The organism is Streptomyces sp. PKA51 (assembly GCF_057552455.1).
This window is the reverse complement of record NZ_BAAJPZ010000006.1, coordinates 255,400-269,545: the sequence shown is the minus strand read 5'-3', so window position 1 is coordinate 269,545 and position 14,146 is coordinate 255,400. Positions and strand designations below refer to the sequence as shown.

The following is a 14,146-nucleotide window of genomic DNA, read 5'->3' as shown; positions in this document are numbered from 1 at the left end:
TTTTCAAGCCGTGGTGTTGCCGGGACGTTAACTCGGGGACATGATCACTGCTCGTGTCGACCTGATCACTCGCGCAGGAGTCGAGAGGTGCCACGGCGCACCACTCTGTGCACCTGCGACGACGATCGCGTCGCCACCGCCGTCACGGCGCGATCGAGGCGCTGAGCGGCAGATCGCCGCACGCCCTCGTCTCCGTCGCGCTCGCGCACGCCATTCGCTTCACCGGACTTCACCAGCAAGGGAGTTGTGCATCCTCATGAACAAACGCCGGAGAATTCTTACTTTCACCGCCGTGAGTGCAGTCATATGCACCACCGGATTCACGCCGTCGATCAGCCAGGCCGCCGGCAGCAACAACGGGGAGAAAAGGGGGTCCTATGCCGAAACGCACGACCTGACGCGGGACGACGTCGAGAACATCAACGCACTGAACGAAAGGGCCCTGGCTCTGGGCCTGCCCGGCAAGCCTCCGGCGGAATTCCCTCCGAGCGCCGGCCCGTCCTTACGGCCCCCCGCCTCCGATGACCGGGAAACCCCTCCCGCCGAGCCGCTCGACCGGATGCCGGACCCGTACCGTGCCTATGGGGGCAGGGCCACGACGGTCGTCAACAACTACATACGCAAGTGGCAGCAGGTCTACAGTCAGCGTGACGGCAGGAAACAGCAAATGACCGAGGCGCAGCGAGAAAAGCTGTCCTACGGGTGCGTCGGCGTCACCTGGGTCAATTCGGGACCCTACCCCACGAACACCTTGGCGTTCGCGTCCTTCGACGAGAACAAGTACAGGAACGACCTCAAGAACCTCGCCCCCCGCCCCGACGAGACGCGGGCCGAGTTCGAGGGCCGCATCGCCAAGGACAGCTTCGACGAGGAGAAGGGCTTCAAGCGGGCGCGTGAGGTGGCGGCCGTCATGAACAAGGCCCTGGAAGGCGCCCACGACGAGGGGACCTACCTCAACAACCTCAAGACGGCGCTCACGAACACCAACGACCCCCTGCGCCACGAGGACAGCCGCTCGCACTTCTACTCGGCGCTGAGGAACACGCCGTCCTTCACGGAAAGGGACGGAGGCAACCACGACCCGTCCAGGATGAAGGCGGTCATCTACGCGAAGCACTTCTGGAGCGGGCAGGACCAGCGGGGATCCGCCGACAAGAGGAAGTACGGCGACCCGGAGGCCTTCCGCCCCGCCCAGGGAACCGGCCTGGTCGACATGTCGAAGGACAGGAGCATCCCGCGCAGTCCCGCCCGCCCCGGAGAGAGTTGGGTCAATTTCGACTACGGCTGGTTCGGGGCCCAAACAGAGGCGGATGCCGACAACACCGTATGGACCCACGGCGACCACTATCACGCGCCCCATGGCGGCCTGGGCCCCATGCACGTGTACGAGAGCAAATTCCCGAACTGGTCCGCCGGGTACGCGGACTTCGACCGCGGAACCTACATGATCACGTTCATACCCAGGAGCTGGAACACCGCCCCGGCCAAGGTGCAGCAAGGCTGGTCGTGACGGAAGCGGGCGTGGGAGGGCTGTTCCCGCACGGGATTCACCCCAGCTGCGCGGCGAACGCCTCGTACGCCCGCTCGTCGAACAGGACGAAGCGGACCTCCTCCACCGACGTCTCCGTCGCCCGCACCGTCTCGACCGCGATGCGTGCACCGTCCTCCATCGGCCAGCCGTAGATGCCCGTGGAGATCGCCGGGAAGGCGACGCTCTGCGCGCCCAGCTCGTCGGCCACCCGCAGCGACGCGCGGTAGCACGAGGCGAGAAGCGCCGAGCGGTCCTCCGTCGCCGACCACACCGGGCCCACCGTGTGGATGACCCAGCGGGCCGCGAGGCGGCCGGCGGGGGTGGCCACCGCATCGCCCGTGGGCAGGCCCTTGCCGTAGTGCGAGGCGCGCAGGGCGCGGCAGGCGGCGAGGATGTCGGGGCCGCCGGCGCGGTGGATGGCGCCGTCGACGCCGCCTCCGCCGAGAAGGGAGGAATTGGCAGCGTTGACGACGGCGTCGACGTGCTGGCGGGTGATGTCGCCCCGGGCGAGGGTGAGGGTGGTCATGGGCCCCATGATCGCGCACCCCCGATCGCGTGCGGAATCGATCTTTCTTGCGCCCGGTCGCCCTCGCAGTGCACCATTCCGCGAGGGAAGGTGGACGATCCGTGACGGAGCATGAAGGAAACGGAGGCCGGACGGGCGTGGTCCGGCGGTGTGGTGACGGTTCGTCGTGATGGTGGTGCGGTGGCGGCTGAGGTCCGGTGAGGGGCGGGGGGCGGGGCGTCCGCCGGGCTTGCGGGAGCGGTGCGAGCAGCGGGTGCAGGCATTGGGGCTGCCGCGTTCGGGGGCTCTGACGGTCGACGACGTCTGCGGGCACATCAGCCGCCTGCACGGTCGGCCTATTCATCTCATGGCTCTGGAGCTGCCGGTGGGCAGTCCGGACGGGTTGTGGGTCTCCGCGGAGAACGCGGACTACGTCATTTTCGAGCGCCGGCTGGCGCCGGTCCACCAGCAACAGGTGATCCTGCACGAGATCGGTCATCTGGTGTGCGACCACGAGGCGGCGCCGGTGCTCTCGGCGGACTCCTCGCGGCTGCTGCTGCCGTCGCTGGATCCGGACATGGTGCGCCGGACGCTGGGCCGCGAGCACGAGCACTCGGACGTGGAGATGGAGGCGGAGCTGGTGGGGTCCCTCATCGGGCGCCACATCAGTTGCTGGACCGCGCAGCGGCCGTGGTCCGTGCCGCCGGAGGCGCAGGAGCTCGCCGCCCGGCTCGCCGCCCTGCAGTCCCCGACCCACCGAGGGAGAAATGAATAGCGTCCTGTATCCGGTCTGCGCCGTCGTCGCCTTACTGGCGCTGCTGTACAAGGTGCGCGTGCTGCGCACCGACCGATCACCCACGCAGCTCGCCCTGACGGGCAACTTCGTGCTCCTTTTCGTCACGTACACCGTTTCCACGCCGGCCGTCTGGGTGGCCACCAGCAAAGCCGTGGGCATCGTCAACTTCTCGGGGCTGCTCACGCAGAGCTGTGTGGTGCTGATGTCCGCCTGCCAGCAACTGGTGCTGCTGCACCTGACGTACGAGCGCGAGGTGGCCCGGCGCAAGGCCGTGCCGCGTCTGCTGGGGCTGGCGCTGGCCCTGGTGGCGATGGTGACGCTGTTCTCGGCGGCGACCGTCGAGCGGGAGGCGCCGAACGACTTCGCGCTCTCGCACGCGCAGTACTACCCGGCCTACATCGTCGTCTACTTGCTGGCCTATACGGCGAACCAGATCGACGTCGGCCTGCTGGGCTGGCGCTACGCGAGGATCGCCGCCGCGCCGTGGCTGCGGCGCGGGCTGTACCTGATCGCGCTCACGCTGCCGTTCGCCCTGGTCTACAGCGCCTGCCGGGCGGCGGACGTCGTGGCAGGGCAGTTCGGCGCGAACGGGCGCGCCTGGGAGCCGGTCGCCCAGGTGGCCGTGACGATCGCCACGATCACCAAGACGGCGGGCTGGACGATCCCCGACTGGGGCCGGCACCTGAGCACACCGGCCGAGCGGTGGCGGGAGCGGCGGGCCCTGCGGCAGCTGTCCGCCCTGCACCGCGAGGTGACGGCGCTGGTGCCCGAACCGGTGATCCCGCTGGATGCGCGCGCCGACGTACGTACGCGGCTGTACCGCACGGTCGTCGAGATACGGGACGCCCAGTGGGCGCTGCGCACCTGGATGGACCCGGCCGTCGGGCAGGCGGCGCGCGAACGGGCGGCCGCGGCCGGGCTGGCGGAGCAGGACGCGGCCGCCGCCGTGGAGGCGGCCCTGCTGCGCGACGCGCTGCGGGCGAAGGCCGCGGGGCGGCGGCCGGAACGGCATGCGGACACCCCGCGCGTGGCCGAACCCGCGGACCTGGTGGCCGAGCTGGACTTCCAGCGCCGGCTGGCCCGGGCACTGCGCTCCTGCCCCGTCGTCGAGGAAGCCCTGACCACCACGCCCCGCCCCCGTGCCGAGGAAATCGCATGACCGGCTCCGCCTCCCCGTTGCCCATGCCCTTCGACGAGGCGTTCTTCGCCGACCCCTATCCGGTGTACGCGCGGCTGCGCGCGGCCGGTCCCGTGCACCGGGTGGCGACGCCCGACGGTTCGCCGGTGTGGCTGGTCCTGCGCGAGGCGGACGTCCGCGCGGGGCTGACCGACGAGCGGCTGTCGGTGAACAAGGCCCGTGCCCGCACCGGCTACCGGGGCTTCGCGCTGCCGCCGGCCCTGGACGCCAACCTGCTCAACATCGACCCCGCCGACCATCTGCGGCTGCGCCGCCTGGTGTCCCAGGCGTTCACCCCGCGCCGCGTCGAGGAGCTGCGCTCGCGCATACGCCTGGCCGCCGGGCAGCTGGCCGACGGCCTGGCGCAGCGGGCCGCCGGCGGCGGGGCCGTGGACCTCGTCGCGGCGTACGCCAATCCCCTGCCGCTCACCGTGATCGGGGACCTGCTGGACGTGCCGGAGGGGAGCCGGGGCGCGTTCTCCTCCTGGGTGGGGGCGATGTTCGACCCGGCGTACCCGGGGCAGGTCGCCGAGTGCGTCGGGCACATCCACCGCTTCCTGCTGGACCTCGTCGCGGCGCGGCGGGGCGCCCCGGGGCCCGACCTGCTGTCGGCGATGATCGCGGCGCGGGACGAGGGCGACCGGCTGAGCGAGGACGAGCTGGTGTCGCTGGCGTTCCTCATCCTCTTCGCCGGCAGCGAGAACACCCAGCACGTGATCGCAGGCGGCCTGCTGACCCTGCTGCGGCACCCGCGGCAGCTGGCCGAGGTGCGCGCCGATCCTGGCCTGCTGGAGGCGGCGGTGGAGGAGATCCTGCGCCATGCCCCGCCCAACCAGTGGGCCATCCGCCGCTTCCCCACCGAGGACGTGGAGATCGCGGGCGTGCGCATCCCGGCGGGCGACACGGTGATGCTGGGCATCGCCGCCGCGGGCCGCGATCCCGAGCGCCACCCGGAGCCGGACGTCTTCGACATCCACCGCGCCGACAAGCAGCACCTCGCCCTGGGGCACGGGCTGCACTACTGCCTCGGCGCGCCACTGGCCCGCCTGGAGACACGGATCGGCCTGGAGACGCTGCTGCGGCGCTTCGCCCGCATCGAGGTGGCCGCAGCGCCGCAGGAGCTGCGCCGGCGCTCCTCCTTCCGGTCGCACGCGCTCAAGGAGCTGCCCCTCCTGCTGGCCTGAAGGCCCCACCGGGGCACCGGAGCCTGAAGGCCCCGCCGGGGCACCGGAAAGGAGCACCGCCCGGCGGCGCGGACGCGGCCGGGCGGTGCGGGGCGGGGAGCCGGTGGGCCGTCAGGGACAGCCGTCGTGCTTGAGGGCGTACCACGTCTTGGGTCCGACGATGCCGTCCGCGTCGAGCCCGCAGTAGCTCTTCTGGAAGTCGATGACGGCGTTCTCCGTCTCGCTGCCGAAGTCGCCGTCGATGCCGTACTTCGGCAGCTTCTCGCCCCAGTGCAGCAGCAGGCACTGGGCCTGCTTGACGTACCGGCCCGAGCTGCCCCGGGAGAGCTGGGGCTCCTTGCCGTCGGAGTAGTTGCAGCCGTACGGGCCCGGTACGGCGCTGACCGCCGTCGGCGTGCCGGTGGCGGCCGCCTGGGCGGGGACGGCCACGGCCGTACCGGCCAGCACGATGCCGGAGAGGGCCAGGGTCGTGGGCAAAGTGCGCAGCTTCATGCTCGTCCTTCCTCGATGGACACGACGGACACGTGAGGGCCTTGCTTTGCCGGTGGGTATCCTCCTGGCCGCGTCCGGCGGGCGCGAGGCGGATTCCGGCCGTTCGGGGCCTGTGGTCCGGACCTTCGGCCGGGCGCGCGCACGGTAACAGCCGCCGGCGGGGGTGCCCGCGGATTTGTCACATGCCGAGGAACCTCGTTCCGCGTTCCCGCCCGGCGGCTAGCGTCGCCGATCGTTCGATGAGACGGCACCGAGGAACGAGGGAGGCGGCGCCATGCGGCGTATGCGTCCGGCCCCTGCCATCACCGCGCGCCTGGCCGGTCTGCGGGGCCGGCGCGCCGGCCCCGAGGCCGTGGTGAGCGGGGCGGGTGCGGGCCGGGTGCTGGGCACCTGGCTCGTGGTGGGGGCGCTGGCCGCCACCCTGGTGGCGCTGATCGTGCCGGTGACCCTGTTCCCGGCGGCGCGGCCGGCGGCCGCGGGCGCCGCGGTGGCCCCGGCGTGGAGCGACGACGGCCAGGGGGTGCGCGAGAGCGCGTACGGCCCGCTGACGGCGCTGGACCGCGACTTCGTGCGCAAGGTGCGGCTGGCGGGGCTGTGGGAGCAGCCGGCGGGCCGGCTGGCCCGCGAGCGGGGCACCACCACCGCCGTACGGGCCGCGGGCGAGCACCTGATCGGCGGGCACGCGGAGCTGGACCGGCGGTCGGTCGACACGGCGCGGATGCTGGGCATCGCGCTGCCGGACCGGCCCACGGACCAGCAGCAGGGGTGGCTGGAGCAGATCCGCACGGCGCAGGGCGCCGACTTCGACCGGGTCTTCGCCCAGCTGGTGCGCGCCGCGCACGGCAAGGTCTTCGGCCTGGTGGCGCTCGTGCGGGACCGCACGGGCAATGCGCTGGTCCGGGAGCTGGCGACGCGCGCGAACACCGTGGTGCTCGACCACATCACCGTGCTGGAGGGCACGGGCGTGGCGGGTGTGCCCAACGCTCCGGCCCAGTCCCCTCCGCCGGACCCGGTCCCGCCCCTCGCCGGGGTGCCGCCGCACAGCGACCAGGAGATGAAGTGATCGCATGACCCCCACCACACGACAGGGCCACAAGCGCCGTACACCGCTGAAGGTGCGGGCGCTGGCCGCGGCCGCCGCGCTGCTGCTGGGCGGCGGCGGGACGGCGGTGATCGCGGCCAACGCCTCGGCCGGCAGCACGCACCGGGAGCCCGGGCACGCCGGGGACGGGGCCCACGACGCGGCCCCGGCCGGGGCGGTGGCGAGCACCATCGCGTGTCCCGACGTCGGCGACCGGTTGCCGCAGGTGCCGGCGGCGGCCCGGCAGCGCGTCTCGCAGGGCCTGGCCGACCTCGACGCCCAGGTGGCGCGGGCGTACGAGCGCACCATGGCGTCGGGGTCTGCCGGGGCCGGGGTGCTCGGCGAGCTGGAGCAGCAGCGCTCGGCGACCATCGGGCGGATGGCCGACGCCATCGGGGAGGGCTCCGCCAGGCCGTCGGACCTGACGGGGCTGAGCGCGTGCAGCGCCCGTACGGTGCGTACGCAGGCCGCTTCCGGTCAGCCCACCGTGCTCAAGGCGCCGATGCCCGGCGGCCCGGCCCCGGGGGACTTCGCCGACATCCGCAGCGCCCCGGTGAGCCGGCAGCCGGCGGCGCGCGGCAACGGCTCGGCGGGGACGTTCGTCTCGCGCTGCGGGCGCAACGAGAACGGCCACTTCAACTCCGACAACGTCATCGTCACCCCGGGCGTGAGCAACGGGGCGCACCACACGCACGACTACGTCGGCAACGTCTCCACGAACGCGTTCTCCACCGACGCCTCCCTGGCGGCCGCCGGCACCACGTGCACGAACGGCGACCTCTCCACGCACTACTGGCCGGTGCTGCGCGTGCTGGACGGCAAGGCGGCGCCCGATGCGAACGCCCCGGGCGGCGGGCACGACGGGAACATGGGCCGGATCCTGCGCCCCGCGTCGGTGACGCTCACCTTCCGCGGGAGCCCGGTGACGAAGGTGGCGGCGATGCCGCGGTTCCTGCGCATCATCACCGGTGACGCCAAGGCGTTCACCAGCGGTCCGCGCAACGCGAATGCGTCCTGGAGCTGCACGGGCTTCGAGGAGCGGCAGCTGAAGGACAAGTACCCGATCTGCCCTGCCGGGTCGAGCGTGGTGCGCACCCTGGCCTTCCAGAGCTGCTGGGACGGGCGGTCCACCGACAGCGCCAACCACCGCACGCACGTGGCCTTCGCCCGGCAGGACGGTTCCTGCCCGCGCGGCTTCACGGCGGTGCCGCAGCTGGTGCAGCGCCTGACCTACGACGTGCCGGCGCGCACCGCGTTCGCGGTGGACAGCTTCCCCGAGCAGCTGCACAAGCCGGTCACCGACCACGGTGACTTCGTCAACGTCATGCCCGACGCGCTGATGGCGAAGGCGGTGGGCTGCATCAACGGCGGGCGCCGCTGCTGAAGGCGCGCGCCGGCGACTCCCGGCGCCGGGTGCTCCCCATCGCCCCAGCCGCCCGGTGCCGGGGAAGAAGGCGGCCCGGTCCTCCCACCAGGAGGACCGGGCCGCCGCAGTGCGCCGTGGGTGCCCGCCGGCCCTCACAGGCCGTTCACGCGGGCCTGGCGGCCCGGGCCGAGCGGAGGAGTACCGGTGCCGGCGGCGCGGGCGCGCCCGGCCGCACCGCGGGCGCGCGGCCGGCGGGACTGGGCCAGCAGCCGGCGGCTGCGCAGGGCGAGCTCCAGCTCGAAGCGGGTGCGCGGCTCGCGCAGGGCGGGGCCGAAGAGCTTCTCGATCTGGCGCAGGCGATAGCGCACGGTCTGGGGGTGGACCTGCAGGGTCCGGGCGGCCTCGGGGGCGGCGCCGCTCTCCAGCCAGGCCAGCAGGGTGTCCTCCAGGCGTTCGCTCTGCCGGGGGGTGAGCCCGTCGAGGGGGCCGAGCCAGCGGTCGGACAGGGCGCGGGCGAGGGACTCGTCCTGGAGCAGCAGCAGGTCCGAGAGGTGGTCGTCGACGAAGACGGGGCGCCGGCCCTCGCCGGCCGGGTGCGCGGGGGTGAGCGCGAGCAGGCGGCGGGCCCAGCGCAGGGAGGAGGCGGCGTCGGCGACGGGCACGGCGTGCCCGACGGCGGCCGTGCGGCTGCCGAGGACGGTGGTCAGGGCGGTGCGGGTCTCGGCGCCGGGGTCGGGGACCAGCAGGCAGACGTCGGTGTCGAGGATGCCGAGCAGGCCCGGTCCGAGGGCGCCGTCGAGCTGGGCGGTCAGGTGGGGGGTCTCGGTGGCGGAAGGATTCGCCAGGATCACCGCCCGCGCCCGGCCGGGCAGCGGCCAGCCGGCCGCCCGGGCCAGCTCGCCGAGGGCCTTGGGGGGCAGGCAGCGCTCCTCGGCGAGGGCGGCGAAGAGCACCTGGCGGGCCCGGGCGACGGGCATGGTGGTGACCACCCGGCCGGCGGGGCGCGCGGGCGCGGGCAGGGCCTGGCGGGCGGCGGCGCCCACCCGCAGTCCGAGGGCCAGGAGCAGGGCCTGCTCGACCGCCGCCTGTGCCACGTCCCTGCCGAGCCTCTCCACGGCCGGCGCGAAACCCGGTGTGTTGCGCAGCAGTTCGTCGACCATGCGGGCCGCGACGGCGGGGAGTTCCCTGCGCAGGACGCGGGTCCATTCGCGGCGTGGTCGTGACCAGATGCGGGTGAGCATGTCGCACATCGTCTACCTCCGGACTTTTGCACCGGACAAGCGATCCGAAGAGGGGTTCGGATCCGCTCGCCTGAGTGGGCATCATCGACAGCCCTCCGCCGTCTCGGGGTGCCCATGCGCGAATTTGTCACAGCGCGATAAAGCTTATGAAGGACTTGCGGAATTCAAGGATCCTGCTGTGCATTCGACCGCCCGGCAGCTGCTGCCGATGCGCGGGATTTTCCGGATTTCTCAAGCTACGCGGGCGCCCGCCCGGCTCGTCGCGGGCTGCCCCGCCGGAGGCCCCTATGTCCGTCTCCCCTTCCTCCCCGCCGGCGCCCGACCTGTTCGCGGGCCCTGCGGCGGGCCCGCCGCCCGGTGCGAGGCTCCCCGGGCCGCCGCCCCGCCGGCGCCTGGCGCCCATCCGGTCGCGGCCGCGCTCGCGGCCGGCGAGCAGGCCCTCGGCCCGGCCCGCGCTGCCGGCGGCGATCCTGCTGCTGCTCGCGGTGGCGGCCCGGGCGGGAGTGGCGGAACACACGCGGGAGTTCCTGGACTTCGGCGCCGGGGTGCTGGCGCTGGTCTCGCTGACCGCCACGGTGATGTGGGGGCTGGCGGCCACCGACCGGATGCTGCTGGGCTCGGCCCACCGGCTGCTCGCCCAGGGCGTGCACCGCGGGCTGGCGGTGGCCGGCTTCGGCTTCCTGGGGCTGCACCTGTGGGTGAAGGTGGCCGAGGGGCACACCAGCGGGACGGCCGTGGCGGTGCCCTTCGCCGACCCCGGCAGGCCCCTGCTGATCGGACTGGGGACGCTGGCCGGCTACCTGTTCGTCGTCGTGGCCGTCACCGGTGCGGTGCGCAGCGCCTTCGCCTCCGTGGGCCGTTCACGAGCCTGGCGGGCGCTGCACATGGGCGCGTACGTGGCCTGGGGGGCTGCGCTGGTGCACGGGCTGTACGCGGGGCGTGCGGCGCGCGGCTGGGTGACCGCCTCGTACGCGCTGTGCGTGGCGGGGGCCGCGGCGGCGCTGGTGCTGCGGCTGCGCCGGGCCCGGCGGGAGCGGGGTGGTGGCGCGTGAGCGGGCCGGTGCCGGCGCTGTGCGCGGTGGGGCCGCCGCGGCTGCTGGCCGGCCTGGACCGGCAGATGTGGGTGGACCGGGCGGCACACCTGGCCCTGCACGGGCCGCCGCCCGCCCTCCCGGCCGAGGAACTGGCCGCGCTGGCCGAGGAGATCGACCTGCGCGGGCGCGGCGGGGCGGGGTTCCCCTTCGCCCGCAAGCTGCGGGCGGTGCGCGATTCCCTGCGGCGTACGCAGGGCGGTGCCGCGGTCGTGGTCAACGGCAGCGAGGGGGAACCGGGCTGTCTGAAGGACACGGCGCTGCTGCTGCACGTACCGCATCTGGTCCTCGACGGCGCGCTGTTGGCCGCCGGTGCCCTGGGGGCGCGGGAGGTGGTGGTCGGTGTGGCCCGCGAGGACGTGGAGGCGTCCGTGCGCCGTGCCGCGGGCGAACGCGCCGTGGAGGGGCAGGAGGTGCGTGTGGTGCGGCTGCCGGAGCGGTTCGTCACGGGTGAGAGCAGCGCGCTGCTGCGCGGGGTGGGCGGCGGACCGGCGCTGCCGTCCGGGCGGCGGGTGCGGGCCAGCGACGCGGGCCTGGGCGGGGTGCCGACACTGCTGTCGAACACCGAGACGTTCGCGCAGCTGGCCGTCGCCGCCCGGCTCGGCGCCGCGGGCTTCGGCGAGCTGGGGTTGCCGGAGGAGCCGGGCACGGTGCTGCTGACCGTCGCGGGGACGCACGTGGTGGAGACACCGACCGGTCTCCCGCTGCCGTACGCCCTCCAGTTGTGCGGCACGGGCCCCGGCCAGGGGGTGCTCGCGGGCGGGTACCACGGCTCCTGGCTGCCGGCGGCCGGGGCCCGTACGGCGACGGTCTCGCGGGCGTCGGTGGCCGCGGCCGGCGCCGTCTTCGGGGCGGGGGCACTGATGCCGCTGCCCGAGGCCACCTGTCCGGCCGGGGAGATCGCCCGGGTGGCCCGCTGGCTGGCGGCGGAGACCGCCGGGCAGTGCGGGCCCTGCTTCCGGGGCCTGCCCTCGCTCGCCGAGGGCCTGTACGAGGCGGTGCACGGCGGCGGCCGGGGCGCGCTGGAGGCCGTACGGGCCGGGCTGCGGGCGGTGGAGCGGCGCGGCGCCTGCGGGCATCCCGACGGCACCGCCCGCTTCGTGGCCTCCTCGCTGGAGGTCTTCGCCGACGAGTTCGAGGCGCATGCGGCCGGCGCCGGGTGCGGGCGCCCGGTGCTGGGCTCGCTGCCGCTGCCCGCGGGACCGCGGTCGGCCGGGGCGGCGCCGCAGGGCGCCGCGCGGCCCGTCCCCGGTGAACGGCTGCTGGTCGACTGGACGTTGTGCCGCGGGCACGGTCTGTGCGCGGACCTGCTGCCGGGCCTGCTGCGGCTGGGCGCGGACGGCTACCCCGAGCGGGCGGCCATCGCGGTGCCGGCCCGGATGCGCCAGCGGGCGCTGCGCGCGGTGCGCCGCTGTCCCGCCCTGGCCCTGCGCCTGGAGACGGGCTGAGCCGGGCGGCGCCCGCCCACGGCGATTTTCCCCATCCCTTGAGTACGTGCGGGGCTCGTCCCCGTACTGACCGGTGGCGGCGCTGCCGCCGGGTCTTGCAGAGGAATCCCAGGAAGGAAGAGACGGACATGGACAAGCGGCACCACGCCTCCCTGGCGGCAGCAGCAGTGGCGATCGTGGCCCTGACGGCGGGCTGCGGCGGCAGCCCGGCGGCGCAGGGACGCAGCGACGCCCAGCCGGCGGCGGACAGTTCGCAGGCCGGCGGGTACGGGTCGGGGTACGGCGGCAAGGGGTCGGGCGGCGGTGCGGCCGCCACGGCGCCGGATGCGCCCGCGGGCATGCTGGCCGTCCGGCAGACGGCCGACCTGGGGCCGGTGGTCACCGACAGCAAGGGCTTCACGCTCTACCGCTTCGACAAGGACACCGCCAAACCCCCGGCCTCGCACTGCGACGGGGACTGCGCGAAGGCGTGGCCGCCCGTTCCCGCGGGCGACGCCTCGGCGGCGGCCGGTGTCAAAACGGCAGACCTGGGCCAGGTCGTGCGCGCCGACGGCTCGCGCCAGCTGACGCTGGCCGGCTGGCCGGTGTACCGGTACGCCAAGGACGCCTCGCCCGGCGACACCAAGGGCCAGGGGGTGGGCGGCACCTGGAACGCCCTGGCCCCCGACGGCGGCAAGGCGGGCAAGGCGGGCGCCGGCAAGGACGACACCAAGGGCGACGCGGGGGGCCGGGACGGCAAGGACGGCGCCGCGGGGCTGTCGGTCTCGGACAACCCCAAGCTGGGGAGGATCCTGGTCGACGGCCAGGGCCGCACGCTCTACCGCTTCGCCAAGGACAACCCCTGGCCGATGAAGTTCGCCTGCACGGGCGCCTGCCTGGACACCTGGAAGCCGGCGAAGCCGGCGGACAAGGCCAAGGTCAAGGACGTGCCGGAGAAGCTGGTGAGCACGGTGACCCGGCCGGACGGCACGCAGCAACTGGCCATCGACTGCTGGCCGATGTACTGGTTCACCGGCGACGGCGCGCCGGGGGACGTCAACGGCCAGGGCAAGCAGGGTCTGTGGTTCGCCGTGGACGACAAGGGCCACAAGGTCACCGCTGCGCCGGCCACCTGACGCCGCGCTCCCGCGCACGAGGGTGCCGGGGCCCCGGGCGGTGCACCGCCCGGGGCCGGGTGCACGATCAGGCGCTGACGCGATCAGCTGCTGATCTGGCGCGGCTTGCTGCCGCCACTGATGGCGATCTTGCGCGGCTTGGCGTGCTCGGCGACCGGGATGCGCAGCGTCAGCACACCGGCGTCGTACTGCGCCTCGATGCGCTCCGTGTCCAGGGTGTCACCGAGGAACACCTGGCGGCTGAAGGTGCCCGCGGGCCGCTCGGCCACCACCATCTCGACGCCCTCGCCCGCGGCGGGACGGCGCTCGGCCCTCACCGTGACGACGTTGCGCTCGACGTCCAGGTCGATGCTCTCGGGGTCCACGCCCGGCAGGTCGAGCTGGACGACGAAGGACTCGCCCTCCCGGAAGGCGTCCATGGGCATGGCGGCCGGGTGGGCGGGCGTCCCGAGCAGCTGCTGGGTGAGGCGGTCGAGCTCACGGAACGGGTCGGTACGCATCAGCATCGGCGATCCCTCCTTGCGACTGCGTGAGACAAGCGGATGCGTCGCTTTCTTATATACCTCCGACGGTAGAAAGCTGACAAGACCTGACTCAACCCTGGGGACGTGGATGCCGCCGCCAGGGGTCGAAGACCGGGGGCTCCCCGGTCAGCCGGGCCCAGTCGGGGTCGTGGTCGCCCGGCACGAGCCGGCCGGCCGCGCGCCATCGCTCCGCCAGGGCCTGGAAGATGGGCGGGTTCTCCACCGCCTTCCGCCCGGCCTGACCGGCCGGGCGGGGTGACGGCACCGCGGCTGTTGGCAACTTCGTCACGTGGGGTTCAACGTCCACTACGCGATGAGGTCACCCGGTATGGCGATAGGACGAACAGGCGCGGGGTCCGGGATTTTCCTTTCTAGCGATGCACGCCCACACGCGATCGCGATCCGACAACCGTTGCCACGAGTCCGACCAGTCCCAGCGCTTCGGGTTTCATGCCCGGCGCGCACACCGCGACGACGACCACGACGATCACAATGGTCAGCGCGTCATACACCTGATCGGCGAGAGGGTGCCGGCGGGGAGCGCTCCCACGCCGCCTTTCCTGGAACCTCTTGTGTCTGCCCTTCACGATCACTC

14 protein-coding genes are annotated in these 14,146 nt (G+C 73.8%); 9 read left to right on the top strand and 5 right to left on the bottom strand.

Annotated elements, in window-relative coordinates; all coding sequences use genetic code 11:
- Positions 1–256: 256 nt before the first annotated feature.
- Entirely contained in the window at positions 257–1,510 is a 1,254-nt protein-coding gene (locus AC27L3_RS12690; RefSeq protein ID WP_487234120.1) for a protein-glutamine gamma-glutamyltransferase, read from the top strand.
- Between the two features lie 37 nt (positions 1,511–1,547).
- On the opposite strand, the gene AC27L3_RS12685 is transcribed toward AC27L3_RS12690, so the two are convergent.
- Entirely contained in the window at positions 1,548–2,057 is a 510-nt protein-coding gene (locus AC27L3_RS12685) for an O-acetyl-ADP-ribose deacetylase (protein ID WP_487234119.1), read from the bottom strand.
- Between the two features lie 346 nt (positions 2,058–2,403).
- On the opposite strand from AC27L3_RS12685, the gene AC27L3_RS12680 reads away from it, so the two are divergent.
- The 3 genes from AC27L3_RS12680 to AC27L3_RS12670 are packed head-to-tail and all read left to right on the top strand — an operon-like array spanning position 2,404 to position 5,193.
- Positions 2,404–2,811, top strand: coding sequence for a M78 family metallopeptidase domain-containing protein (locus tag AC27L3_RS12680; protein ID WP_487234118.1), 408 nt, complete (start codon positions 2,404–2,406; stop codon positions 2,809–2,811).
- The gene (locus tag AC27L3_RS12675) at positions 2,804–3,991 is read left to right on the top strand and encodes an MAB_1171c family putative transporter (RefSeq protein WP_487234117.1); all 1,188 of its coding nucleotides are present in this window, start codon (positions 2,804–2,806) and stop codon (positions 3,989–3,991) included. The genes AC27L3_RS12680 and AC27L3_RS12675 overlap by 8 nt, the downstream gene beginning before the upstream one ends.
- Positions 3,988–5,193, top strand: coding sequence for a cytochrome P450 family protein (locus AC27L3_RS12670; protein WP_487234116.1), 1,206 nt, complete (start codon positions 3,988–3,990; stop codon positions 5,191–5,193). Before AC27L3_RS12675 ends, AC27L3_RS12670 begins: the two co-directional genes overlap by 4 nt.
- A gap of 111 nt (positions 5,194–5,304) precedes the next feature.
- Here AC27L3_RS12670 and AC27L3_RS12665 read toward each other — a convergent pair whose 3' ends face one another.
- Entirely contained in the window at positions 5,305–5,685 is a 381-nt protein-coding gene (locus AC27L3_RS12665; RefSeq protein WP_487234115.1) for a peptidoglycan-binding domain-containing protein, read from the bottom strand.
- A 274-nt stretch (positions 5,686–5,959) separates the two neighbouring features.
- Here AC27L3_RS12665 and AC27L3_RS12660 point away from each other — a divergent pair, with 274 nt between their 5' ends.
- Complete coding sequence (locus AC27L3_RS12660; protein WP_487234114.1) at positions 5,960–6,748, top strand: DUF4142 domain-containing protein; 789 nt, start codon at positions 5,960–5,962, stop codon at positions 6,746–6,748.
- 4 nt (positions 6,749–6,752) lie between these two features.
- On the top strand, positions 6,753–8,150 hold the full coding sequence (locus tag AC27L3_RS12655) for a DUF1996 domain-containing protein (protein ID WP_487234113.1): 1,398 nt from the start codon (positions 6,753–6,755) through the stop codon (positions 8,148–8,150).
- A gap of 134 nt (positions 8,151–8,284) precedes the next feature.
- Here the strand turns inward: AC27L3_RS12655 and AC27L3_RS12650 are convergent, their stop codons facing one another.
- Positions 8,285–9,373, bottom strand: coding sequence for a PucR family transcriptional regulator (locus AC27L3_RS12650; RefSeq protein WP_487234112.1), 1,089 nt, complete (start codon positions 9,371–9,373; stop codon positions 8,285–8,287).
- Between the two features lie 287 nt (positions 9,374–9,660).
- Between AC27L3_RS12650 and AC27L3_RS12645 the strand changes: the two genes are divergently transcribed.
- From AC27L3_RS12645 to AC27L3_RS12635, 3 genes are all read left to right on the top strand, one after another.
- The gene (locus AC27L3_RS12645) at positions 9,661–10,425 is read left to right on the top strand and encodes a hypothetical protein (protein ID WP_487234111.1); all 765 of its coding nucleotides are present in this window, start codon (positions 9,661–9,663) and stop codon (positions 10,423–10,425) included.
- Positions 10,422–11,912, top strand: coding sequence for an NADH-ubiquinone oxidoreductase-F iron-sulfur binding region domain-containing protein (locus tag AC27L3_RS12640; protein WP_487234110.1), 1,491 nt, complete (start codon positions 10,422–10,424; stop codon positions 11,910–11,912). Before AC27L3_RS12645 ends, AC27L3_RS12640 begins: the two co-directional genes overlap by 4 nt.
- Before the next feature lie 128 nt (positions 11,913–12,040).
- Positions 12,041–13,027: an SCO0930 family lipoprotein gene (locus AC27L3_RS12635; protein ID WP_487234109.1), complete on the top strand. Its 987-nt coding sequence runs from the start codon at positions 12,041–12,043 to the stop codon at positions 13,025–13,027.
- An 83-nt stretch (positions 13,028–13,110) separates the two neighbouring features.
- On the opposite strand, the gene AC27L3_RS12630 is transcribed toward AC27L3_RS12635, so the two are convergent.
- Positions 13,111–13,533: an Hsp20/alpha crystallin family protein gene (locus AC27L3_RS12630; RefSeq protein ID WP_487234108.1), complete on the bottom strand. Its 423-nt coding sequence runs from the start codon at positions 13,531–13,533 to the stop codon at positions 13,111–13,113.
- Positions 13,534–13,621: 88 nt separating this feature from the next.
- Entirely contained in the window at positions 13,622–13,774 is a 153-nt protein-coding gene (locus AC27L3_RS12625) for a hypothetical protein (protein ID WP_487234107.1), read from the bottom strand.
- Positions 13,775–14,146 lie beyond the last annotated feature (372 nt).